Annotated in this window: 22 protein-coding genes; 6 read left to right on the forward strand and 16 right to left on the reverse strand. The window is 70.4% G+C overall.

Annotated elements, in window-relative coordinates; translation table 11 throughout:
* Positions 1 to 113: 113 nt before the first annotated feature.
* The 7 genes from ACTWQR_RS34645 to ACTWQR_RS34675 all read right to left on the reverse strand — a co-directional run bounded on the left by ACTWQR_RS34645 (position 114) and on the right by ACTWQR_RS34675 (position 7802).
* Positions 114 to 1034 (reverse strand): ABC transporter permease, encoded by a 921-nt coding sequence (locus tag ACTWQR_RS34645; RefSeq protein ID WP_443231179.1) that lies wholly within the window; start codon positions 1032 to 1034, stop codon positions 114 to 116.
* Positions 1031 to 2227 (reverse strand): ABC transporter permease subunit, encoded by a 1197-nt coding sequence (locus ACTWQR_RS34650; protein ID WP_443231180.1) that lies wholly within the window; start codon positions 2225 to 2227, stop codon positions 1031 to 1033. The genes ACTWQR_RS34645 and ACTWQR_RS34650 overlap by 4 nt, the downstream gene beginning before the upstream one ends.
* Positions 2224 to 3942, reverse strand: coding sequence for an ABC transporter ATP-binding protein (locus ACTWQR_RS34655; protein WP_443231181.1), 1719 nt, complete (start codon positions 3940 to 3942; stop codon positions 2224 to 2226). Before ACTWQR_RS34655 ends, ACTWQR_RS34650 begins: the two co-directional genes overlap by 4 nt.
* Before the next feature lie 284 nt (positions 3943 to 4226).
* Positions 4227 to 5621 carry an amidase gene (locus tag ACTWQR_RS34660; protein ID WP_443231182.1) on the reverse strand — a complete coding sequence of 465 codons (1395 nt, stop codon included), beginning with the start codon at positions 5619 to 5621 and terminating at the stop codon, positions 4227 to 4229.
* On the reverse strand, positions 5621 to 6616 hold the full coding sequence (locus ACTWQR_RS34665) for a BMP family protein (protein WP_443231183.1): 996 nt from the start codon (positions 6614 to 6616) through the stop codon (positions 5621 to 5623). Before ACTWQR_RS34665 ends, ACTWQR_RS34660 begins: the two co-directional genes overlap by 1 nt.
* A gap of 95 nt (positions 6617 to 6711) precedes the next feature.
* The gene (locus tag ACTWQR_RS34670) at positions 6712 to 6876 is read right to left on the reverse strand and encodes a hypothetical protein (RefSeq protein WP_443231184.1); all 165 of its coding nucleotides are present in this window, start codon (positions 6874 to 6876) and stop codon (positions 6712 to 6714) included.
* A 281-nt stretch (positions 6877 to 7157) separates the two neighbouring features.
* Positions 7158 to 7802, reverse strand: a complete 645-nt coding sequence (locus ACTWQR_RS34675; protein WP_443231185.1) for a GntR family transcriptional regulator — start codon at positions 7800 to 7802, stop codon at positions 7158 to 7160.
* An 87-nt stretch (positions 7803 to 7889) separates the two neighbouring features.
* Here ACTWQR_RS34675 and ACTWQR_RS34680 point away from each other — a divergent pair, with 87 nt between their 5' ends.
* Positions 7890 to 8219: a hypothetical protein gene (locus ACTWQR_RS34680; RefSeq protein ID WP_443231186.1), complete on the forward strand. Its 330-nt coding sequence runs from the start codon at positions 7890 to 7892 to the stop codon at positions 8217 to 8219.
* Complete coding sequence (locus tag ACTWQR_RS34685; RefSeq protein WP_443231187.1) at positions 8216 to 9433, forward strand: amidase family protein; 1218 nt, start codon at positions 8216 to 8218, stop codon at positions 9431 to 9433. The genes ACTWQR_RS34680 and ACTWQR_RS34685 overlap by 4 nt, the downstream gene beginning before the upstream one ends.
* Positions 9434 to 9603: 170 nt before the next feature.
* On the opposite strand, the gene ACTWQR_RS34690 is transcribed toward ACTWQR_RS34685, so the two are convergent.
* The 5 genes from ACTWQR_RS34690 to ACTWQR_RS34710 form a co-directional block, all read right to left on the reverse strand.
* Positions 9604 to 10188: a hypothetical protein gene (locus ACTWQR_RS34690; RefSeq protein WP_443231188.1), complete on the reverse strand. Its 585-nt coding sequence runs from the start codon at positions 10186 to 10188 to the stop codon at positions 9604 to 9606.
* A 572-nt stretch (positions 10189 to 10760) separates the two neighbouring features.
* Positions 10761 to 10937 (reverse strand): hypothetical protein, encoded by a 177-nt coding sequence (locus ACTWQR_RS34695; RefSeq protein WP_443231189.1) that lies wholly within the window; start codon positions 10935 to 10937, stop codon positions 10761 to 10763.
* A 215-nt stretch (positions 10938 to 11152) separates the two neighbouring features.
* On the reverse strand, positions 11153 to 11647 hold the full coding sequence (locus ACTWQR_RS34700) for a PaaI family thioesterase (RefSeq protein WP_443231190.1): 495 nt from the start codon (positions 11645 to 11647) through the stop codon (positions 11153 to 11155).
* A gap of 630 nt (positions 11648 to 12277) precedes the next feature.
* Positions 12278 to 12868: a TetR/AcrR family transcriptional regulator gene (locus ACTWQR_RS34705; RefSeq protein WP_443231191.1), complete on the reverse strand. Its 591-nt coding sequence runs from the start codon at positions 12866 to 12868 to the stop codon at positions 12278 to 12280.
* A gap of 387 nt (positions 12869 to 13255) precedes the next feature.
* Positions 13256 to 13756, reverse strand: a complete 501-nt coding sequence (locus ACTWQR_RS34710) for a PaaI family thioesterase (RefSeq protein WP_443231192.1) — start codon at positions 13754 to 13756, stop codon at positions 13256 to 13258.
* Between the two features lie 104 nt (positions 13757 to 13860).
* Between ACTWQR_RS34710 and ACTWQR_RS34715 the strand changes: the two genes are divergently transcribed.
* Positions 13861 to 14328, forward strand: a complete 468-nt coding sequence (locus tag ACTWQR_RS34715; protein WP_443231193.1) for a winged helix-turn-helix transcriptional regulator — start codon at positions 13861 to 13863, stop codon at positions 14326 to 14328.
* A 96-nt stretch (positions 14329 to 14424) separates the two neighbouring features.
* Here the strand turns inward: ACTWQR_RS34715 and ACTWQR_RS34720 are convergent, their stop codons facing one another.
* Together ACTWQR_RS34720 and ACTWQR_RS34725 are read right to left on the reverse strand one after the other, a co-directional pair.
* Positions 14425 to 15189 carry an SDR family NAD(P)-dependent oxidoreductase gene (locus tag ACTWQR_RS34720; protein WP_443231194.1) on the reverse strand — a complete coding sequence of 255 codons (765 nt, stop codon included), beginning with the start codon at positions 15187 to 15189 and terminating at the stop codon, positions 14425 to 14427.
* A 110-nt stretch (positions 15190 to 15299) separates the two neighbouring features.
* Positions 15300 to 15773, reverse strand: a complete 474-nt coding sequence (locus ACTWQR_RS34725; protein ID WP_443231195.1) for a winged helix-turn-helix transcriptional regulator — start codon at positions 15771 to 15773, stop codon at positions 15300 to 15302.
* Between the two features lie 196 nt (positions 15774 to 15969).
* On the opposite strand from ACTWQR_RS34725, the gene ACTWQR_RS34730 reads away from it, so the two are divergent.
* Positions 15970 to 16983: an NADP-dependent oxidoreductase gene (locus ACTWQR_RS34730; protein WP_443231196.1), complete on the forward strand. Its 1014-nt coding sequence runs from the start codon at positions 15970 to 15972 to the stop codon at positions 16981 to 16983.
* Between the two features lie 264 nt (positions 16984 to 17247).
* Here the strand turns inward: ACTWQR_RS34730 and ACTWQR_RS34735 are convergent, their stop codons facing one another.
* Complete coding sequence (locus tag ACTWQR_RS34735) at positions 17248 to 18267, reverse strand: enoyl-CoA hydratase/isomerase family protein (protein WP_443231197.1); 1020 nt, start codon at positions 18265 to 18267, stop codon at positions 17248 to 17250.
* Positions 18268 to 18425: 158 nt separating this feature from the next.
* Positions 18426 to 19586, reverse strand: coding sequence for an iron-containing alcohol dehydrogenase (locus tag ACTWQR_RS34740; protein ID WP_443231198.1), 1161 nt, complete (start codon positions 19584 to 19586; stop codon positions 18426 to 18428).
* Positions 19587 to 19717: 131 nt separating this feature from the next.
* Between ACTWQR_RS34740 and ACTWQR_RS34745 the strand changes: the two genes are divergently transcribed.
* Positions 19718 to 20692: a LysR family transcriptional regulator gene (locus ACTWQR_RS34745; RefSeq protein ID WP_443231199.1), complete on the forward strand. Its 975-nt coding sequence runs from the start codon at positions 19718 to 19720 to the stop codon at positions 20690 to 20692.
* A 439-nt stretch (positions 20693 to 21131) separates the two neighbouring features.
* A complete protein-coding gene (locus ACTWQR_RS34750; RefSeq protein ID WP_443231200.1) occupies positions 21132 to 22043 on the forward strand; it encodes an alpha/beta hydrolase in 912 nt (303 codons plus the stop codon).
* Positions 22044 to 22246 lie beyond the last annotated feature (203 nt).

Genomic DNA, 22246 nt, shown 5'->3' on the forward strand with positions numbered 1-22246 from the left:
CCCCCCCCGCTCCCCGACCCGCTGTTCACCGGTGTGCCGGCCAAGAGGTGTCTCAAGGCCCGCAGCGTCTGCTGCGGGCCTTGGGGCACCTCCAACCTCACACGGCAGCGCCATCACGCACGGGCCTCTCTCACGAAGGGCAGGGTGAGCGAGGACGGCGCCCGGCTGGCGCCGGTCAGGCCGCTGACCGCGAGCAGCGCCAGCAGATAGGGGGACATGACGAGGACGGCCGTCGGCAGGTGGATGCCGAACGCCGGGGCAGCGAACTGAAGGGCCTGGGCGACGCCGAAGAACAGGCAGGCGAACAGAGCCGGCCAGGCCCGCCAGCGTCCGGCGATGACCGCGACCACGGCGAGGTAGCCCGCGCCGGAGGTGAGGTTGTCGGTGAAAGCGTGCACGTCGGCGAGGGCCAGCTGCGCCCCGGCCAGCGCCGAGGTCAGGCCGGTGAGCAGGACCGCGCCGTAGCGGACCGCGGTGACGGGCAGCCCGGAGCGGTCGGCGGTGACGGCGTCCTCGCCGATCGCGCTCACCGCCAGGCCGAGGCCCGTCCGCCGGCCGAATAGAACAGCCAGTACGGCCACCAGGGCGAACGAGACGTAGCCGAGGACGGTCTGCTCGAACAGGGCGGGGCCCAGGAACGGGATCTCGCGCAGCAGGGGGATCCGCATCCGGTCGAAGCCCGGCACCGACCGGCCCTCGGTGAAGATCAGCCGGGCGCCGTAGGTGGTGGCGCCCAGCGCGAGCGCGTTGGCGGCGATCCCGGTGACGATCTGGTCGGCTCCGAGCGTCACGCTGAGGACGGCCTGAAGGAGCGCGACCAGCAGCCCTGCGGCGAGCGCGCACCCGACGCCGACCAGGGCGCTGCCGCTCTGGTGCGCACCGACCGCCCCGGCGAACGCGCCGGTCAGCATCATGCCCTCGACGCTGAGGTTGAGGACCCCGGCGCGCTGGCTGACCAGTTCCCCCGAGGATGCCACCAGCAGCGGGACTGCCAGGCGTACACCTCCGTCGAGCAGTTCTCCCACGGCGCTCACCGGGCAGTCTCCTTTCTGAGGGTCGCCGCTCCGGCGATGAGGATGATGAGGACGCTCTGCACGACCTGGACCGAGGAGGCCGGTACCCCGGCCGCGAGCTGGAGGTTGATCCCGCCGGCGGCGAGCATGCCGAACAGCAGGGAGATCCCGGCGACGGCCGTCAGGGAGCCGCGGGCCAGCAGGCCGACGACGAGCCCGGCAAAGCCGTAGCCGGAGGTGAAGTTCTCGGCGAGCACATAGGGGACGGTCGCGACGAGGGCGGCTCCGGCGGTCCCGGCGAGGCCGCCCGCGGTGGCCAGCGCGCCGATCTGGAGGCGGGCGACCGAGAGCCCGAGCCGCCGGGCGGCGGGGGGCGACTGGCCCACCGCGGACAGCCGGGTGCCGGTCGCCGTCCTGTGCAGGACGATCCCGGTGACGACGGCTGCCGCAACCGCCACCAGCACCGCGATGGTCGCCGGCGACTCCGTCAGGCCGAGCAGTGGCAGCCGGGCCCCCGCTGCGAGCGGCTCGGACTGCGGCAGCGTGTCGGCCGAGGTCACGGGCTGCCGCAGCAGTCCCTCCTCGTGGACGGCCAACGAGACCAGGCCAAGACCGACGAAGTTCAGCAGCAGCGTGGTGATGACCTCGTTGACCCCGCGCCGCGCCTTCAGCCAGGCGGCGATCGCGGCCCACGCCGCTCCGGCGCAGAACCCGGCCCCCAGCACGAGAGACACCGCCAGGACGGCGGGCGTCGCGTCGGGCAGACTCACCCCGACCGCGGTCGCGCCGATCCCGCCGACCCCCAGTTGCCCCTCACCGCCGACGTTGACCAGCCCCGCCCGGTAGGCGACGGTGAACCCGGTCGCGATCAGGGCGAGCACGGCCGCGGCGTTCAGCGCACTGCCCAGCGCGTATGGAGTCCCGGCCATGCCATCGGCCAGCGCACCGGCGGCCTGCCCGACGGAGGCCCCGCTCCCGACGACCAGCACAACCCCGACGGCGAGCGCCGCCCCTACCGCCCCCGTATGAACCAACAGGTCCCGCGCCACCCTCCCGGCCCGGGGAATGCGGGCCACGCGCTCGATCCGCAGGATCCTCGCGGCGCGCAGCGCGTGCCCGGCGGCGCCTCGGGTGCCGCGACCGGCCAGGGAGGAGTCACCGGGAAGCGGCTGCTGTTCGGCGCGGTCTTCGGAGCCGCTGAGGCTCTTCGTCATGGGGTCGCTCCCACCATGAGATTGCCGATCTCGGCGCGCGCGTTCTGCGCCGCGCAGGGGACGGGGCCGAGGAGGCGGCCCCGGTAGGCGACCATCACCCGGTCGCAGAGGGCCAGCAGCTCGGACAACTCGCTGGAGACGACCAGCACGGCCGCACCGCCCTCGGCGACGCGGCGGATCCGGTCCAGTACCGCGTCCACCGCGCCGAGGTCGAGGCCGCGCGTCGGCTGCGCCGCCACCAGAAAGCGCAGCGGGCGAATCCCCAGTTCCCGGGCGACGACCACCTTCTGCTGGTTGCCGCCCGACAGCGTCGCCATCGCCACCCCGGGGCCCGCGGCCTTGATGCCCTGGCGCTCGATCACCCGAGCCGCCTCGGCGTGCAGGGCTTTACGGTCGAGCAGCCCCCGCCGCCGGAACCGCGCCAGTTCCCCGAGGAACAGGTTCTCCGCGACGCTCATCCCGGGCACGCACCCCTCGTGATGCCGATCCTCGGGAATCACCCCGACCCCGGCCGCGGTCCGCCGCCCCGGGCCGACCCCGCTCAGCTCCACCCCGCCCACGCGGAAGCGCCCCACGGCATCCAGCGCCCCGCTCAGAAAGGCCACGAGCTCGCTCTGCCCGTTGCCCTCCACCCCCGCGATCCCGACGATCTCGCCGGCCCCGATCCGCAGATCGACCCCGTCGACCGCCGCACTCCCGTCCCGCCGGACGACCCGCACCCCCTCGATCGCAACCTCGGCCGGCGCCTGGGCCTCAGCGCCACCCGGCCCCGCGCCTCCAGCCGGTGCGACGGGGGCAGCGCCACCCGACGCCGAGCCCCCAGCTTGTGCGACAGGGGCAGCACTACGCGATCCGGAGTCCGAAGCCGACGCGGCAGCCTCAACGTGACGCGTGGCTGTGGAGTCGGACGACGCGGTGACGGCAGTGCGAGGCGGGGCTGGAGGGTGGGACGGGGTGGGGAGGTCGAGGCCGGCGGTGAGGAGGGGATTCAGGTCGGTCAGGGGGCGGCCGAGCATGAGGGACACGAGGTGGTCGCGGCCCAGGGCGGTGAGAGGGCCGGTGCCGGTTACCCGGCCGCCGCGCAGGACTGTGGCGGTGTCGCCGGCGGATTCTATTTCGCCGAGTTTGTGGGTGATGAGGAGGACGGCATGGCCGGCGGCGGCGATTCTGCGGCAGGTGGCCATGAGGGACCGGACCTCGGTGGGACCCAGAACGGCGGTGGGCTCATCGAGGAGGATCAGGCGGGGAGAGCCGAGAAGGGCCTTGACGATTTCCACCGACTGACGTTCGCCCACGGGAAGGTCGGCGGCGCGGGCGGTCAGGTCGACCGACAGGCCGTACGAGGACTCGATCTCTGCCACGCGAGCCTTCAGCTCCCTCGTCGGCAGGCGCAGGCGCAGGCCGTCGCGGAGCAGGAGGTTCTCGGTGACCGTCAGGTTCGGGACCAGGCTGAAGTGCTGGTGGACCATGGCGATGCCGTGCTTGAGGGCGTCGGCGGGGCGGCGCGGGCGGTAGGGCCGGCCGTAGAGGCTCATCGTGCCCTCCTCCAGCGCGGCCGCGCCGTAGACGAGGTTGCAGAGCGTCGACTTCCCGGCACCGTTCTCGCCCAGCACGCAGTGCACCTCTCCCGCGCGGACCGTCAGGTCGATGCCGTCCAGAGCGCGCACGGTGCCGTAGGTCTTTCCGACGCCGGCAAGCTCCAAGGCAGGATTCATGAGGCACTTCCTTGCTTACTGTGGCTTGCTGACTGGGCTTGCTTACTGCCGGGGCACGTGACGGAGACCTGACCACTTCGCGACCGGGTGTACGAGACGCTGAAGCGCCGCATCGTCGGAGTCGAGCCCGTTCCGGGCAGGCGGCTGGCGGAGCGGGGCCGACCGCCTGGGCAATGGTTTGGCGGACCCTGCTGCGCGAGGCGTCGCGGGTCGGAAACCGAGATCGGCCCCGCTCGGATCGTCCGGGTCCGCCGTCGGCACCCGGCGGCGGGCTGAGGGCCCGTTCACAGAACCGGCCAGGGAGCGGTTTCCTCGAAGGCGAACGCCGCGTTCAGGACGTCCAGGTCGGCGAGGTGCCGCCCGACGAGCTGGATCCCGGCGGGGAGACCGTCGCCAGTGAGTCCGGCGGGCAGCGAGATCGCGGGCTGGCCGGTCAGGTTGAGCGGGAGCGTCATCGACAGCCAGTAGGACGGGTCGACGTCTCGGCCGTCGATGACGGTCGGGCCGATGTCCCCCGGGACGAACGCCGGAACCGGCGAGGTGGGGGTCAGCAGCAGGTCGAAGCGTTCCATGTGGGTGGCCATGGTCCGGCAGACGCGCTGCCGGACGACTCGGGCGTCGGTGAGGTCCTCTGCCGTCCAGGGCCGGTCTAGCAGGCCTCTCAGATAGGGGGCCGGTTCATGCTTGACCGCGAGCTCCCGCAGACCCCGTAGGTCGGTCTCGTTGGCGATCATCGCTCCGAACGCCGCGAACGGATCGGGAAAACCCGGATCCGCCTCCTCCACCACGCATCCGAGCCCCTCGAACACCTCGGCGGCCCGGCCGGCCAGCACCCGGATCTCGGGTTCGACCGCGGCGTAGCCCCAGTCGTAGGAGAGCCCCACGCGCAGGCCGTCGAGGGGACGCCGGGCCACGGTCGCCGGTGCGGCAGGCAAACTGAAGCGGTCGCGGGGGTCGGGGCCGGTGAGGACCGCGTAGGCGAGGGCGGCGTCGGCGACGGTGCGGGTCAGGGGGCCCAGGTGTTCCAGGGCGTCCCAACTGGACACGCCGGGGAGCCGTTCGTCCTTGCAGCCGGGGTAGGCGGGGACGCGGCCCATCGACGGCTTGAAGCCGACCGTTCCGCAGAGCGCGGCGGGGATCCGGATGGAGCCGCCGCCGTCGCTGCCGAGCGCCAGCGGCACGAGTCCGGCCGCGACCGCGGCGGCCGAGCCCGCGCTGGAGCCGCCGGGGCTCAGCGCGGTGTTCCACGGGTTGCGGGTCGAGGGGAAAATGAGGTTGTCGCCGACCGCGGCGTACCCGAACTCCGAGGTGTTGGTCTTGCCGACCACGATCGCGCCGGCGGCGCGCAACCGCTCCACCACGATGTCGTCCTCGTCCGGGACATGGTCGCGGTAGGCGTTGGACCCGAACGTGGTGCGCAGGTTCCGGGTGCAGATGAGGTCCTTGATACCGACCGGCACCCCGGCCAGCGGTCCCGGATCCTCACCGCGGGCGATCCTGCGCTCCAGATCGGCGGCGGCTTTCCGGGCGCCTTCGGCGTCGAGGGTGCAGAAGGCGTGGATCTCGGGCTCGACGCGGGCGGCGTGAGCAAGGAACTCCTCGACCAGGTCCGTCGGGGCGAGGCGGCCGGTGCGGACCTGGTCGGCGACAGCCGCGGCTGTCAGCGTGCGGGCCGCCATCAGCTCGTCTTGATTTTTCCGGCGGCCAGGTCCGCGCGGATCTGCTCGATCTTGGCGGTGACGGTCTTGTCGGCTCCGCAGAGCACGATGCCGGAGGCCTCGGTGCCGGAGGCGAGGCCGAACGGCTTGGCCTCGGCCTTCCAGGTGCCGGCGACCAGCTGCTTGACTCCGTACTCGGTGGCGAAGCCGATGTCGGACTTGGTGAACCCGGCGAACGCGGAGTCGGTGGAGCACTTCTGGACGAGCGGGCCGCCGAGCACCTTGGTGCCGGTCTCCTTGGCGCCCTGGAGCATGCCCTGCAGGCCGTTGTTGAGGATCTGGTAGAAGACGTCGCCGCCGGCGCCCGCGTCGGCGGTCACGGCCTGCTTGGCCTTGGCCACATCGTCGAAGTCGCCGGTGTACTGCGGGGGCAGCACGGTGACGCCGGGTCTGGCGTACTTGGCGCCCGCCTCGAACTGCTTGGCCACGGCGACGATCGGCGGGATCTCCAGGCCGGCGATGAAGCCGACCTTGCCCTTTTTGGAGACGAGCGCGGCGTCGGCGCCGGCGAGGAACGCGGCGTCGTCCTGCTTGGGGTCGTAGGCCGCGAGGTTGGCTGTGGCGGTCGGCGGGCCGCCCACCTCGACGAACTTGACGTCCGGGAACTGCTGGGCGACGCGGCGGACGTCGGCGTCGGTCTGGCCGCCGATGGAGATGACGAGCTCGGAGTTCTGCGCGAACCGGACGAGGGCCTGCTGATAGTCGGCGGGTGCGACCTTCTCCACATAGGAGATCTCCACCTGGCCGCCGAGGTCTTTCTTGATCCGCTTGATGCCCTCGTAGGCGGACTGCATGTAGCCGGCGTCGGAGACCGAGCCGGGGATGAGGACCCCCACCTTGATCTTGGTGGCCTTCGCGGAGGTCGCGGCGTCCTTCTGCTCGGACCCGCAGCCGGTGGCGGCGAGGGCGAGGACCGCTGCGCAGATCGCGGCGGTGCCCAGGTTTCCAGGGGTCATGTCGACGTCTCTTTCGGGGAACGGCATAGCTGTGCAATAGCTGTGCAATAGCTGTGGGATCCCTTGTATACAAGGATTGTGTTTCCCGGCGGAGGTTAAATCGTTTCCGGTGCGATCCAGTCCGCAGACACCAGTCGACCCTTCATGACCAGGCCTGATGAGGAGTCACCGACCAGCGACACCAGCGCATTCGCCGAATTGAGGTACTGGATGTCGGCGCTGACCCCGAACATGACGACTGTCGGCGGGGTGAGGTTCAAGCCGCCGAGGGCAGGCCTCGTATACAAGAGCTGGACGTTCCAGCGAGGGGTGCCGGACCCGCCGTCTCCCCCGTCTTCTGACCTGCCGGCAGGCGGGAGGAGCAGCGGCTGAGTAGCGGGCGGCGGCGCCCTGCCCACCTTCCCTGTCCTGCTGGCCTCGTGCTGCGATCACCCCCGACCTGTACTCGTCGGGGGCGTCGGCCCCGTTCGCACGGCGGCCGACGTCCAGAAAGCCGGCGCAGGCGAGCCAGGGTGTATACAACAGGGTGCCTACGACAGTGTCAGAGGCCGGACCGGCGGCGGTAGGCGGAAGCCGCCTGGGCGATGTGGTCGGCGACCACCCGGCGGGCGCGCTCGGGATCCCCCGCCTCCAGGGCGGCGCAGATCTGCTGGTGCTCGCGCCAGGAGTCGTGGGCGCGGCGCGGCAGCTCGACCGCGTAGACCCAGGCGATCTTCTGGCTGAGCTGGGTGATGAGATGGCTGAGGGTGGCGCTCCCGGAGGCATCGGCGAGCACCTCGTGGAAGCGGCTGTTGAGCCGGGTCACCGCGTCGAGCCGGCCGTCGCCGACGGCCTCGAGCCCCAGCGAGGTCAGCTCTTTGAGGCGGCCGAGCTGTTCGGGGGTGCGTCGCAGCGCGGCGCGGGCGGCGCCGAGGGGCTCCAGGAGGGCGCGGACCTCCAGGAGGTCGGCGGCCTCGTCGTCGGTGAGCTCGGCGACGAAGGTACCGACATAGGGGCGGGACAGGACGAAGCCCTCGGCCTCCAGCGTGCGCAGCGCCTCGCGCACGGGGATGCGCGAGACCCCGTATCGCTCGGCCAGAGACTCCTCGGTGAGGCGCTGGCCGGGCACGAAAGTGCCGCGGATGACGTCGTCGCGGATCGCGCCGCACACCTGCGGCGGCGACATCCTGCGGCTGCTGGCGCTCACGTTCCCCCTCGCGGGCTGGCATTCCTCTCACGAGAATGCTTGTATACGACGATCTCCGCTGGTGATCGCGCGTGATCGGAAGTTTCTTTGAGGAACCTACTACAGCCCGGTCGCGGCGCGATCTCGGGCGATGTATACCTTCCCCCCGAGCCTGGCGAGGTCTCCTGGGAGGCCCTGGCCGCCCCCTACGCCGACACCGGCGCCGAACATCTCCTGCTGGGCCTGGACGAGGACCTCGACGAGGCGGTCCGCAAGGCCACCCGGTCCGCGCTGACCCTGCTCAGCACCCGCTACGGCCTTCCCGCGCCGATCGCCCTCGCCTATCTGAGCGCCGCCCATCCGCACGTCTCCCAGGTCGTCGATACCGTCAAGGGCGTTCACTTCGCCGTTCCCAAGCCCACCCTGGAATCCCTTTGACCGCGCAATCCGCCTTCGTCCCCTGGCTGCCCGTCACCGAGGCCGCCGCGGGCCGCCGGATGGCGGTCAAGGACGTCATCGACGTCGCGGGCCTTCCCACCGGAGCGGGCCACCCGCTCTGGCGCGACACCCACCCCGTTCCCGGCCGCGACGCTGAGGCCGTCGCCCGCCTCCGCTCCGCGGGCTTCACCGTGATCGGCAAGACCCACACCGACGAACTCGCCTACAGCCTGGCCGGCACCAACGTCCATTACGGCACTCCTGAGAACCCCGCCGCCCCCGGCTGCCTCCCCGGCGGCTCCTCCAGCGGCTCCGGCTCGGCCGTCGCGGCGAACCTGGCCGACCTGGCCCTGGGCACTGACACCGCCGGCTCGATCCGCGTTCCCGCCTCCTACACGTGCCTGATCGGCTTCCGTCCCACGCATTCCCGCGCCCCCCGCTCCGGCATCGTCCCCCTTGCACCCTCCTTCGACACGCCGGGCCTCATCGCCCGCGACCTTTCCCTCCTCCGCATCGCTGTGACGGCGCTCCTCGACCCGCTCGCGAACCACCCGGAGCGGGTTCCGAGGCTCACGGGCCCTGGCGTGCACGCGGATCCGCGAGCCCTCGCCACGCCTGCGGATCGCGCACCCGGGTTCGAACGGGTGCTGGTGCCGACGGATCTACCGGTCCGTACGGAGGTACGCGACGCCGTGCTGGCCGGTGCCCGGGCGCTCGGCGTCGAGGTCGAGGAGGAACCGCTGTTCGGTGGGGCGGAAGGGTGGGAGCGGGCGCGGGCGGCGTTCGCGGCTGTCCAGGGCGCCGAGGCGTGGGCCTGCCATGGTGAATGGATCCGGAGCAGGCGGCCTCGCTTCGGGCCGGGCGTCGCCGCGCGCTTCGCCGCGGCGGAGGCGATCAGCGCCGATGAGTACGCCAAGGCCCGGGAGACTGTCGAGAAGGCCGCCGACCTCCTGCACCGAGTGCTGTCGGCGACCGTGGTCGCCCTGCCGACGACGCCGACGCCCGCGCCCCGGCTGGGCGCGGCACCGGCCGATCGGCTCGCGGTCGTCCGGCTGACATGCCTGGCCCCGATCGCGGGGGCGCCCGCCCTGAGCCTGCCGGCCCTGACAGCCGGGGGGCTTCCGCTGGGGCTGTCACTCACCGCGTCGCCGGGACTCGACGAGTCCCTGCTCGACCTCACCGCTGATCTCGGCAGGCGCGGGGCGCAGGACTGACAACCTTCACCCGCGGGGGGCCGCCACCGGTATCGCAGGGCTGCATTCCGCCCGGCGCCCACCTCGCCTTGCCGGCAAAGGACGTTCACCCAAGGACGTTCAGCTGCGGGCCCTCCGGGCCCACTGGAGTCGGCGGTCATCGGCGAGAGAGACACGGTCGGACCGTTTGCTCACAGGGCCGGTGCCGGGAAGAACAGGGACACCTTGGCACCCGTCTCCCGCGTCGGCGCCGGGCTCACGGCCCGCACCGTGGTCCGGGTCCGGCCGGCGGCGAAGACGAACACACGCAGCACCAGGAAACGCCCGATACCGGCTAGCCCGGCGGCGGTGAGGTAGACGACCTGCTCGTAGAGCACTCCGGCCGACGGCTGCACGAGGTGCAGGACGAGCACCGCGGTGGAGGTCACCACGTACGCGGCCGTGGCCGACCCCGCGGACTGCCAGTGCTGGCGCCATCCGGCATGCCCTGCCCCGAAGGTGAAGCGTGCGTGGAGCTCCGTACTGAGGAGAGTCGAGGCGACGGTGATCAGAGCATTCGCCACGGCCCAGGGCACCAGTCCGGCGAGCCCTGCCACGGCAGCGCTGGAAGCGACCCCGACACCGCCGCCGAACAGGACGAACCGAGCGAAGGAGGCGAGCGGACGGGGGGCGCCCGGGGTCCGTCGTGCCGCGGGCGCATCGGCCTCTGTCCGCTCCGCATCCCGCGCCTCGTCCGCCGTGCCCAACTTCACCTTCGGCAAGACCAGCGAGTTCATGGGATGCCCTTTCGGATGGAGCCCTCTTGGACCGGCGCGGTTCAGGCGATGCTGCTGCCCGCCGCTCCGGAGCCTTTTGCATTACGACCATACGACCATACGAGGGAGCCCCGATCAAGAGCCCGGCCGCTTTTGAATTATGACCGTACTCACATGAGGGTGGGCGAGGATGTTCACCACGGAGCCGACACCCGGGGCAACGCCCCGCCCGCTGCCGCAGGAACACCGGCCTGGGCGGCACGCCCTCCCGCGGCTTCACCACCGATGCCGCTGAACGCGCCCCCTGCCGCGGGACGGGAACCGGGCCGCCGCCGAATCGGAGTGACTCCGCTACCGACCGGTGCACGCGGCCGCCCGCGTCACGCCCTCGGCCAACTCTCTTTGCCCACCTGACCGCGGCGGCAGGAGCAGGCGGACGCCTTCACCCATCTCACGACCCTGCCACGAACGGTCTTCTCATCTGGACGTCACGTCGCATGAAGGGCCGGACGAGGCACGACTTGGCCGATGACAGCGCCCACGAACGCGCCTGCCGCGATGACCGACGGAGTGCGGCCGTGGTCCAGGGTGAGTCAGGCGAAGCCCGCCGTGCCGCTCACCGACGCCAGCGCCAGGACCACCCGCGGACCGTACCGGCGGACCAACTGTCCGCCGACCGGCGCGGCGAGCAGCGACACCACGGTGCCGGGCAGCAGGTCCTCCACCGAGGAGCGCAGCACACTCGCGTCGAATCCGACGCCGGTGCTCACGGGTTCGAAGTCCTTCGGATTGCGCCAGGGACGGCGGGTACGACACTTACCAGGAAGGCTGCGGCGGCGTACGGACAGTGGCTCGCCGCATTCGGCCGGGGCGAATTGATGCGTACGTGCGGTGGTATGGCCGTCGTCAGCGGAGGTCGCGAATCGCGGTCGCGGTCGGGAGCGGGAGCGCTGCCGGTGCGACGCGTGAGGATGCCCGTCGCGGTTCAGGGCGTGGGGAATGGAAAGAGCATGCAGGTGCTGGTGGCGTGGGCGAGCAGTCGGTCCGCCTCGTCGACCAACTGGGCCTGGGCGAGAGCGGTTTGACGTCCCCTGCTGACGACCGTGCCGATGGCGCGTACCTTGCCGGTGTCCACGGTGATCGGCCGGAGGAACCTCACGGTCAGATCGAGCGAGGTGTACGCCATGCCCTGCGGCAGGGTCGACTGGACCGCCCCGCCGGCCGCCGAGTCGAGCAGGGTGGCATAGACCCCTCCGTGCACACTTCCGATGGAGTTGTAGTGCTCCTCGCCCGGCACCAGCGAGAAGACCACGCGGCCTTCCTCCACTTCCTCGAGGACGAAGTCCAGAGCGGCCACGATGGGCGGTGGGGGCAGGCGTCGCTCGAGCAGGTCGCGCAGCACCTCCAAGCCCGAGGTGCGGCCTGCGGTCGCTCCCACAATCGCGGGATCCTGCCACTCATACGTACGCGTCCGTCCCACGGCCCTGCCCTCTCCGTCTGAGTTCGAGAAATGAACCTAGCCACGCGCCCACCTGACTGTCAATGATGAAGCCAGGAGCCTGCGGCGGCGGGAGGAAGAGGCTTGAGGTGAGCACGGACAGCTGTCCGCTCCAGCGCACGCTCGATGCGGTCGGGGAGGACATGGACGCTGCTGATCCTGCGTGACACCGGCAACGGACTCCGCCGCCACGTCGGCCAAGCGCCACCTCACCCAGGCTCGCGGCGGCACCCGATCTCGTGTCGCCGCCCCTCCCGGATCGAATCGTCCGGTTCGGCTGAGGGCTGGAGCGGCCGGTCCGCGAGGAAGCTGGTCACGCCCTTCACGAAGGGCATCACGAGGGACATGAGGACATGACGTGCTGGAGCAGGAAGGCTTGGCGGCATCGCCGAGGATTCCTGCTTCCCGCCTCGGCCGGATCCGCCCTTCATCCTCACTGGATCCGACGCGGGCACCCCTCCACTCCGGAACATCTCGGCCTGGCCCTGGTGATTGCGAAGCCGGCAGGAGGGGCCACCCGGTGGCGTCGACTGAGTACCGACCGGAGAGCACCTGCCGGCTGGCGTCGGGCTGTTCCCCGAGAGCCACAGTCCGGGCCAGGGATGTGGTGCGTCAGACGCGCTGCCCGGCGTCCAGCAGGGTGAGGACGTTGTTTATCCCTTGATCGAGGAGCTCATGGGCGAGTTGACGGTCGGTCAGGGCGCGGGAAAGCTGCAGCGTGCCGGCCATCAGGCCGAGGAGACTGAGTGCCTTCACGCGTGCGGAGGACGGATCCTCGGGCGCCATGCGGGCGGCAATGCCGTCGATGAGGATCAGCACGCCGTCGGTGTACGCCTGCCTGGTTGTGTCGGTGGTGCGCCCGATCTCGTCGAGCAGAGCGGCGTTGGGGCAGCCATCGCCAAGGCTGTCGCGGTGCTGGGGCGACAGATACCCCCGCACAATCTGCTCGAGTCCGGCACGGCCAGGCGCAGCCCGCGCGACGACATTCTCGGCCTGCGCCTTCAACTGCTCGGCGATTGCCGTGGTAACGAGGTCATCTTTGGATTCGAAGTGAGCATAGAAGGCCCCATTGGTCAGCCCCGCGTCCTTCATGAGCGTCGAGACCCCGGAGCCGTCGATACCGTCCTGCTTGAACCGGCGGCCCGCCGTCTCGATGATCCGCCGCCTCGTCTCCAACTTGTGCTCTTTTCCGTACCGCACCACAGCACGCCCTCCTATGCTTCGCCGGCCGGAAGGACCGGTTGCCCTTCACCGACTTCACAGTCTATGGTATTGCGAACGTAAGCCAAAGAGTCGACAGTCGGCGACGGTCGTCGACCCCGCCGCCAGTCGTCCTCTGCGGCAAGGACGACGGGCGAGCGTCCGACCTCAGCGGAGAACGCCCCCACGAGCTCCACCCGCACCCCTGAGCGCCCTCGCACCCCTCGACCTCGCCCACCCGCACATCGGCCACGGCGGCGACGAACCCCCCTCCCTCCGAAATCTGTGATCGACGAGTCGCCAAGGGGCAGCGGGCCGTCACCGAGTGGCATATCGATGCACTCCCGTTGTCGCGGCTGCCCCCAGGGGCCGAGCGCCCTGCCCGCGGAGTCACACCCGAGGGGCGGGCACCGGGAAGAGCATGCAGCTGCTGGTGGCGTGCGCGAGCAGTCGATCATTCGCGTCGACCAACTGGGCCTGGGCAAGGGCGGTTTGGCGACCCTTGTTGACGACGGTGCCGATGGCGCGCACCGGGCCCGTGTCCACGGTGATCGGTCGCAGGAACTTCACCGTCAGATCGAGCGAGGTGTACGCCATGCCCTGCGGGAGGAGGGACTGGACGGCGCAGCCCGCCGCCGAGTCGAGCAGGATGGCGAAGATGCCGCCGTGCACGCTGCCGATCGGGTTGTAGTGCTCCTCCCCCGGTGTCAGCGAGAAGACCGCCCTGCCGGGCTCCACCTCGTCCAGGGCGAAGTCGACGGCGTGGTTGATGGGCGGTGCCGGCAGTCGCCTCGCCTGCAGCTCGCGCAGGAAGTCGACGCCGGCCATGCGTCCGGCGGCTTCCGCCAGGATCGCGGGATCTTCCCAGTTGTACGTACGCGTTCGACCCACGGTCCAGCGCCCTTCCCTCTGACTGTCAGCTGACTTTTTCAAGTGAAGCTAGACTTTTGCTCACCTGACTGTCAATGGCGAAGCCAGACCTTTACGATGGCGGAATGGAGTGGCTTGAGGCGAGCACGGAGAACTGCCCCGTCCAGCGCACGCTCGACGTGATCGGGGAGAAATGGACGCTGCTGATCCTGCGTGACGCCGTCAACGGCGTCCGCCGCTTCGACGACTTCCACCGCCACATCGGCCTGTCGGAAGCCGTCCTCAGCGACCGCCTCCGCAAGCTGACGTCGGCCGGCATCCTGAAGACCGTCCCCTACCAGGAGCCCGGCAGCCGCTCGCGCAACGAATACCGCCTGACCCGCAAGGGCTGGGACCTGTGGCCCGTCCTGATGGCGCTGACCCAGTGGGGCGAGGCATACACCCTCGGCTCTGAGGGTCCTCTACTGGACGTCCGCCACACCGAGTGCGACGCCCCGGTCCGCGTCGTCGTCGAGTGCTCCACGGACCACTCCACCCTCACCCCCCGCGAAGTCACCGCCCGGCTGGGAAAAGGCGCCCGCCTCCGGTCGTGAGCATGGACCTCGCGGTCGCGGTCCGGACAGCGCTGCAACTCCCGCACCGGAGCCGGAGCGGCGGTCGGCTGCGGTAGCGGTCAGCCGCGGTAGCTGTCAGCCGCGGTAGCGCGCGGCCGGGACCCGCAGCGACAGGTTCGGGACGAGCGTCTGACGTGCCTTCTCGAACGCCTCCCAGTCGCTGATGTCCGGCAGCGACAAGATGGTGACGGGCTCCCCGGCGTCGAGGCCGGCGAGCGCCGCGTCGACGGCGTCGTCCACGTTCATGACGATCTCGTCGGGGAACGTCGCGAGGTCGACACCGGAGCCGTCCCAGAGATCCGTGCGGACGGCGCCCGGCAGGACGGCCTGCACCGTGACGGGGCTCTCGGCGAGTTCCTGCTGCAGGGCCTGGGTGAACGTCAGCACGTAACTCTTGGTGCCGCTGTAGACGGCGCTGACGGGCAGGATGTTGAGAGCCATGGCAGAGGAGATGTTCACGACGGTGCCGCGTCCGCGGGCCGTCAGGCCCGGCAGGACCGCGATGGTCAGCCTGGTCAGCGAGGTCATATTGAGGTTGATCAGGGCCTCGTAGGCCGCCGCGTCGGAACCTGCCAGCGGCGTGAGCAGCGCACCGCCGGCGTTGTTGACCAGCATCTCGATGCTCTCGTCGGTCCGCAGACGCTCCTCGACCACCGAGATCTGCGCCGCATCGGCGAGGTCGGCGGTGACGACGTCCACCGGACGGCCCGTACGGCTGCGGATGTCCGACGCCAGCACCTCGAGCCGCGCGGTGTTGGGTTTGACTTCCATGCGTTCAACAAGGACGTACTTCCCGTAACCGATCTTGCGGAGTAGTCCGTCGGCAACCCTTTGCCCCATCTGTGGAAGCTGTGAGCGATGGGGACGTGAACCGACGTGCAGGACGCGCAGGACGAGCAGGACGCGCAGGACGTTCGCGCCCCCTCGACCTGACGCGACCCGCTCTCAGCTCACTCGGCAGACCTCATCCGAAACGCAGGACCGGGGACGCTCTCGATGTCTTCCGCCTGCACGGCGTGGCCCCGTTCGCAGCGAATCTGGGCGTCGACGTGTGCGCCGCATCCGCGGTGTCGCGCCGGCACGGCCGGACCCTCCGGGTCGGCGCGGTAGCGGTCGCCCCACTGCAGGAGCCCCATCACGGCCGGGACCAGATCCACGCCCTTGGGCGTGATCACGTACTTCGGCCGGCTCCGGGAGCCCGGTTCCTTGTAGGTCTCGGCGGCCAGGATCCCTTCCTCCACGAGCATCCGCAGCCGCGCCGCGAGAAGGTTGCGAGGACAGCCGAGGACGCGTTCGAAGTCACTGAAGCGGGACGAGCCGTACCAGACCTCCCGCAGGATCAGGATCGTCCACTTCTCACCCACGACCTCAAGGGTCCGGGCAATCGAGCAGTTGGACATGTCCCGGTCGAGACGAGGGTTCATGTCGGCATCCTGAAGAGCTTCGGTCCTCGCATCCATGGGGTGACCCTAACCTCACCTGAGTTTACTTTTCCATACTCAGGAAGTAGCGTCATGGCCGGCACATCAACCCGGCCGCACGCGAGAAACGGGCGCGCAGCGGGACCTGCGCGAAGAATCACATTGACCACCGGAACACCCACATGGAAAGGCGGCCGGCATGAAGGCATTCGTCGTCGAGAAGTACGGCAAGGACGGCGCGCGCGCCGCAGAGGTACCCGAGCCCACCGTCGGAGACCGCGACGTCCTGGTCAAAGTGAGCGCCGCCAGTATCAACCCGCTGGACAAAATGGTCCGAAACGGGGAGTTCAAGCAGCTCCTGAAGTACAAGCTTCCGTTCGTGCTCGGCCACGACGTGGCCGGCGTCGTGACGCGGGTCGGCTCCGCCGTACGCGGCCTCGAGGTCGGCGACGAGGTCTACGCCCGTCCGCGTGACCTGCGGATCGGAGGCTTCGCGGAGTTCATCGCGATCGACATGGACGATGTCGCGCCCAAGCCCGCCTCCCTCACCCTCCAGGAGGCCGCCGCAGTGCCGCTGGTGGCCCTGGCCGCCTGGCAGGTCCTCGTCGACCGTGCCCACGTGAAGCCGGGCCAGAAGGTACTCATCCACGCCGGCGCCGGCGGCCTCGGCTCGACAGTCATCCAGCTCGCCAAGCACCTCGGCGCCACAGTGGCGACGACCACGGACACCAAGACCGAGAAGTTGGTCACGAGCCTCGGCGCCGATGTCGTCGTCGACTACACCAAGGAAGACTTCTCGAAGGTGCTGTCCGGCTACGACCTGGTGCTGGACTCCCTGGGCGGGGCGAACCTCGAGAAGTCGCTGACCGTGCTGAAGCCCGGCGGCCTGGCCATCAGTGTCGTCGGCCCGCCGGACGCCGGCTTCGCCAAGCAGCTCGGCGCCCCCTCCTTCATGGGCCTGATCATGAACACGCTCAGCCGCAAGATCCGCAAGCAGGCCAAGGCACTGGGCGTGCGCTACGAGTTCTTCTTCATGCAGGCCAACGGCTCCCAGCTGCGCAAACTCGGCGCCCTCTACGACAGCGGGAAGCTCCACCCGGTCATCGACAGCACCTTCCCGTTCGACCAGACGCTCGAGGCGATGGCGCACGTCGAGCAGGGTCGCACCAAGGCCGGCAAGGTCGTGGTCTCGATGGTGCCCGACAACGACTGAGACCGTGCCGGCACACCCTCGCAGCTCTCGAAGCTCATGACGGACGCATGACTGACCAATAGCGCCTTCCGCTGCCGCTGCCGCTCTGCCGCTCTGCCGCTGCCTCTGCGCCTGCGTCTGCGTCTGCGTCTGCGTCTGCGTCTGCGTCTGCGTCTGCCGTGACAACCCAGTCGGCGGGCCCCGCGCTCCCGTCTCGTCGAAGCGCGCCCCTCCCGCATGGCCAGCCCCTTGCGCGAGGCGCTGTCCTGCTCACGGCGGACAGCCTCAGGACGGCAGCGTCGGCGACGTCCGTCCGCCGAGCGACGCACGTTGCCAGTTGGGAGTGCGGTCCTTGTCGACCAGGGCCGCGCGGACGCCTTCCAGGAAGTCCGGCGTGCGGATGGTCGTGCGCGTGAGGGCGAGTTCGGTGCCGAGGCACTCGCGCAACGTGTGCTGCCTGCCCCGGGCCAGCAGGGCGTGAGTGATCTCCAGGCTCTGCGGCGAGGCGGACTCCAGGGCGACCAGTGCGTCTGCCGCCCAAGGGTTGTCGAGGTGGTGGAGGCGTTTCTCGATCTCGCCGAGGGTCGGCGCGCCGAACGCCCAGTCCACGTCCCCGCGTACCTCCGCCAGCCTGCTGCCCACCACCGGGGAGCGGCCGGCGAGGCGGTTCAGGACCACGTCCACCGGGTCGCCGGGGTTGTCGGCCAGGGCGTCCCCGACCGCGTCGAGCCCGTCCGCGGGGACGAAGTGCGTGGCCAGTCCCGTGTACAGGGCGTCGGCCGCGTCGAGACGGTGCCCGGTCAATCCCAGATACATGCCGATCGCGCCGGGCAGCCTCGGCAGAAAGTAGCTGGCCCCGACGTCCGGGAAGAACCCGATCCCGGTCTCGGGCATCGCCAGCACCGCGCGCTCGGTGACGACGCGGAAGCTGCCGTGGATGGACAGACCGAGACCGCCGCCCATGCACAGGCCGTCGATGAGCGAGACGACCGGCACGGGATATTCGGCGATCCGGGCGTTGAGCCGGTACTCGGAGGCGAAGAACCGCTCACTGGCCTCGGCATCCCCGGCGAGGCTGTGCTCGCGGATCGTGCGGATGTCTCCGCCCGCGCAGAAGGCCTTCGTGCTGGTGCTGGCGAGCACCACAGCGGACAGCGGTGTGTGCTCCCACTCAGCGAGCACACCGTCGATGGCGATGACCATGCCTGTCGTCAGGGCGTTGAGTGCCTTGGGCCGGTTCAAAAGGATCCGCCCGACGCCCCGGTGGACGTCGGCGAGAATCTCGACCGCGGCGGTATCAGTCATCGATCGTCATCTCGTCTCCGCGTTTGGTCTCCGCGTTTGGTCCCCGCATCTCGTCCCCGCATCTCGTCCCCGCATCTCGTCTCCGCGTTTCGTCTCCGCGTTTCGTTTCCGCGCGGACCTGGCCTGTCGTGGCCATCACGTTCCTCACTCGCCGTGTGTCAGGCGTAGATCTGCGCGTAGAGATCCTGGATCTCGTCCACGGTGGGTACGACGGGGTTGTTGGCCGGGGATCCGGACGCGAGCGCCTGCTCGGCCATGAGGGGCAACAGGCGGAACCACTCGTCCTTGTCGATGCCGTGGGCTTGGGGGGTGGGCACCTCAAGATCCTCACACAGGGCTCGGAGCGCCTCCACGAGCTTATCGGCGGCCAAGGCGTCGCTGTCGCCGTCGGTGGCGGCTCCGAGTGCGCGGGCGCAGTCGGCGTACCGGCTCTCGGCGGCGGGCACGGAGAACGCTGTCACCGCGGGGAAGAGCATCGCGTTCGACAGACCGTGGGCGACGTGGAAGTGCGCACCGATCGGGCGGCTCATGCCGTGCACCAGCGCCACGCTGGAGTTGGAGAAGGCGATGCCGGCCTGGGTCGCGGCGAGCATCATCGCCTCGCGAGCCTCGATGTCTCCCCCGTCGGCGTAGACGCGGCGGAGGTGGTGGCCGATGGTCCGGATCGCGTTCAGGGCAAGGCCGTCGGAGAACGGATTGGCCTTGCGGCTCACGTACGCCTCGACGGCATGAGTGAGCGCGTCGACGCCGGTGTCCGCGGTCAGCCGGGCCGGCATCGACAGAGTCAGTTCGAAGTCGACGACGGCGGCGACCGGCAGGAACGCCGGCCCCGGGCAGAGCATCTTCTCGTCCGTGGAGCTGTCGGTGATGATGGTGAACTGGGTGGCCTCCGAGCCGCTGCCCGCGGTCGTCGGGACCGCGATCACGGGAAGCGCCGGACCGAGGTTGGTGTGCGGGGCCTTGTAGTCCCGCATCCGCCCGCCCTGGACGCCCAGCAGACCGAGGGCCTTGGCGGTGTCCATCGGACTGCCCCCGCCGAATCCGATCACCGAGTCCGCCCCGTGTTCCCGCAGCACGGCCAGGCCCGCGTCGAGCGAGTCGGTCGTCGGGTCCGGGACGGTGCCGGCGAACAGGTGCGGCTGCAGTCCGGCATCCCTAAGCGTCGCCATCAGTCGTTCCGCCGCACCGGTCCCGGCGAGGAACGCGTCCGTCACCAGCAGAGGGCGGCGCAGGCCCAGCCCTGTGACGACGTCGCCCAGCTCGCCGACGGCACCACTGCCGACGCGCAGGATCCGCGGGAGGGAAAGGCTGGCAACCATGGCGGCCCTTTCGGCAAGAACGGCGAGGCATGTCGCGCCCACTGCTGCCCTGACTGTGCGGCCCCGCACCGTGTGCAAACAACCACCAATAGCGCACACCCCCTGTGCGGAAACGCAGATACGGTCGGTCCGTGCACCCCCGCTCCCCGGACGAGAACCCCGCCCAGCAGCCGGCCGACTCCCACCGCGCCGTCGATCCGCGCAAACTCCGCGCGGACGATCTGCGCTACCTGCTCGCGGTGTCCCGTACCGGGCGCCTGGTGACAGCCGCCGACGCACTCGGCGTGGACCACACCACCGTGTCACGCCGTATCGCCGCATTGGAGAAGAGCCTCGGCGTGCGCCTCATCGAACGCGGCACGGAAGGATGGACGCTGACGGACATCGGACGAGCCGTCTCGGAGAGCGCCCGCGCGATCGAGGAGGCCATCGACAGCGTCGCCGACACCGTGGCGGGCCAGGACTCGCCGTCCCTGCACGGCACGGTGCGCGTCAGCGCGCCCGACGGCTTCGGCACCGCCTTCGCCACACCCGCCCTCGTACGGGTACGCCGCCGGCACCCCCGGCTCCAGGTCGAACTCATCACCGCGACACGGCAGCTCGCCCTGCGCCCGTCCGGTTTCGATCTCGCTCTCGTCATCGGCGTCCCCGCCAGCATCCGCCTGGTGACCGAACACCTCACCGACTACACGCTGGGGCTCTACGCCTGTGACGACTACCTCACAAAGTACGGTCGGCCGGAGACGGTGGCCGAGCTGCGCGAGCACCCGCTCATCTTCTACATCGAGTCGATGCTGCAGGTCAGCGACCTCGACATCGAGCGCCACCTTCCCGGAATGACCCCGGCATTCTCCTCGACGAACGTCTTCGCCCAGCTCGAAGCCACCCAGCGGGGGGCCGGCATCGGCGTCCTGCCGGCCTTTCTGGCCCAGCGGACGCAACTGCGCCGACTGCTCCCCGACGAGATCGACATCCGGCTCCCCATCACCCTGGCCGTCCGCCGCGAGGCCGTGACACACCCCGCCGTACGCGCCCTGTGGACCGCTCTACGGCATGAGGTCGCCGAACGGGCCGACGAACTGATGCCGAACGGGCCGATGAGCTGATGCCGGAGTGAACGCCAAGGAGTTTCCGGTGCGGTGAACGCCCTCCGGTCTCACCCTCCTGTCCGGCGAGTCAAGAGGCGGCGCCGAGTTGGGAGTCGAGGCCCGCTCGGACGCCGTTCGCCGGTCAGTCATCGGCGCCGCAGTCGTGCCGTCTTCGTCGTGCCGTCTTCGCGGCCGGTGCACGACTTCAAGCACTCCCGCGGGACGAGCCGTACAACCTGGCGCAGGAGCAGGACCGCCCACATCGCACCCTCGACGCCCATCGATGCCCATCGACGCCCCGGAAGAGCCTCCTCGCAGCCATGAGGGTGATTCCAACCTCGCCTGAGTTTACTTTCCTATACTCAGCCGCTAGCGTCATGACCAGCACATCGACCCGGCTCGACCCGGCTCCCGCAGGGAAATCCGGCACGGCACCCGTCCGAGAAGGAGCACCACCATGGGAGTAAGCCCAGAGGCACACGAGTTCGCGGAGTTCCTCGCGAGCGTCAGCGCTAAGTCGTCGACACCCGGCCTCGACCTGGCCGTCATCCGCGACATCGTCGACTCGAACCACAAGGCGTCGACCGAGCCGGAAGGCGTCACCTACGCCGAGGTGGACGCGGGCGGCGTACCCGCCCTGTGGGCCATCCCCGAGGGCGCCGACCCCGACAAGGCGCTGCTCCACTTCCACTTCGGCGGATCGGTCACCGCCTCGATGCACTCGGACCGCAAGGCCGCAGGCCACATCGCGAAGGCGGCCGGAGCCCGCTCCCTCGTCGTGGACTTCCGCCTGGCGCCCGAGCACCCCTACCCCGCCCAGCTCGACGACGCCGAGACGGCCTACCGGTGGCTGCTCTCCCAGGGCTACGAGCCGCGCAACATCGGCAGCACGGGCCACTCGATCGGCGGCACCCTCGCGGTGATGCTGCCGCTGCGCCTGCTCGCGAAGGGCGAGGCGACCCCGGGCGCGATCGTCAGCGTCTCGCCGTGGACCGACCTCACCATCCAGAACCCGTCGGTGGACGAGAACGAGGACAACGACAAGATGCTCAGCAGGAACACCCTGGAGCTCTTCCGGGGAGCCTGGCTGCAGGACCCCGCGGTGGACTTCACCGACCCCGCGATCAGCCTCGTGAACGCCGATCTGACCGGCCTGCCGCCCACGACCGTCCACTACGGCGAGTACGAGACCCTCGCCGACGACGGCGCCCAGCTCGGCCACCGCCTCGCGGACTTCAAGGTCACCTCCGAGGTCCACCCGATGCCCGAAGGCCAGCACTCGTTCGTCCTGGGCGCCGGGCGGGTACCCGAGGTGGACCAGGCGATCCAGCAGATGGGCCAGTGGCTCCGCAAGCACCTCGGCGCGTGAGCGGCAGCCGCACCTGACGGCGGGGCGGGAGCCTGCCGGCGGGCGGCCAGGCTGCCGCACCACCGCGATGCCCTGCCACACCACCGCGGTGCCCCGCCGCACCACCGCGATGCCCTGCCACACCACCGCGGTGCCCCGCCGCACCACCGCGATGCCGGTGCCCGGTCGGCCGCTCTCCGGGCAGCCTGCTCGACCATGCCGAC

Origin of the sequence: Streptomyces sp. 2A115, from assembly GCF_052245575.1 — a bacterium.
Lineage (GTDB): Bacteria > Actinomycetota > Actinomycetes > Streptomycetales > Streptomycetaceae > Streptomyces.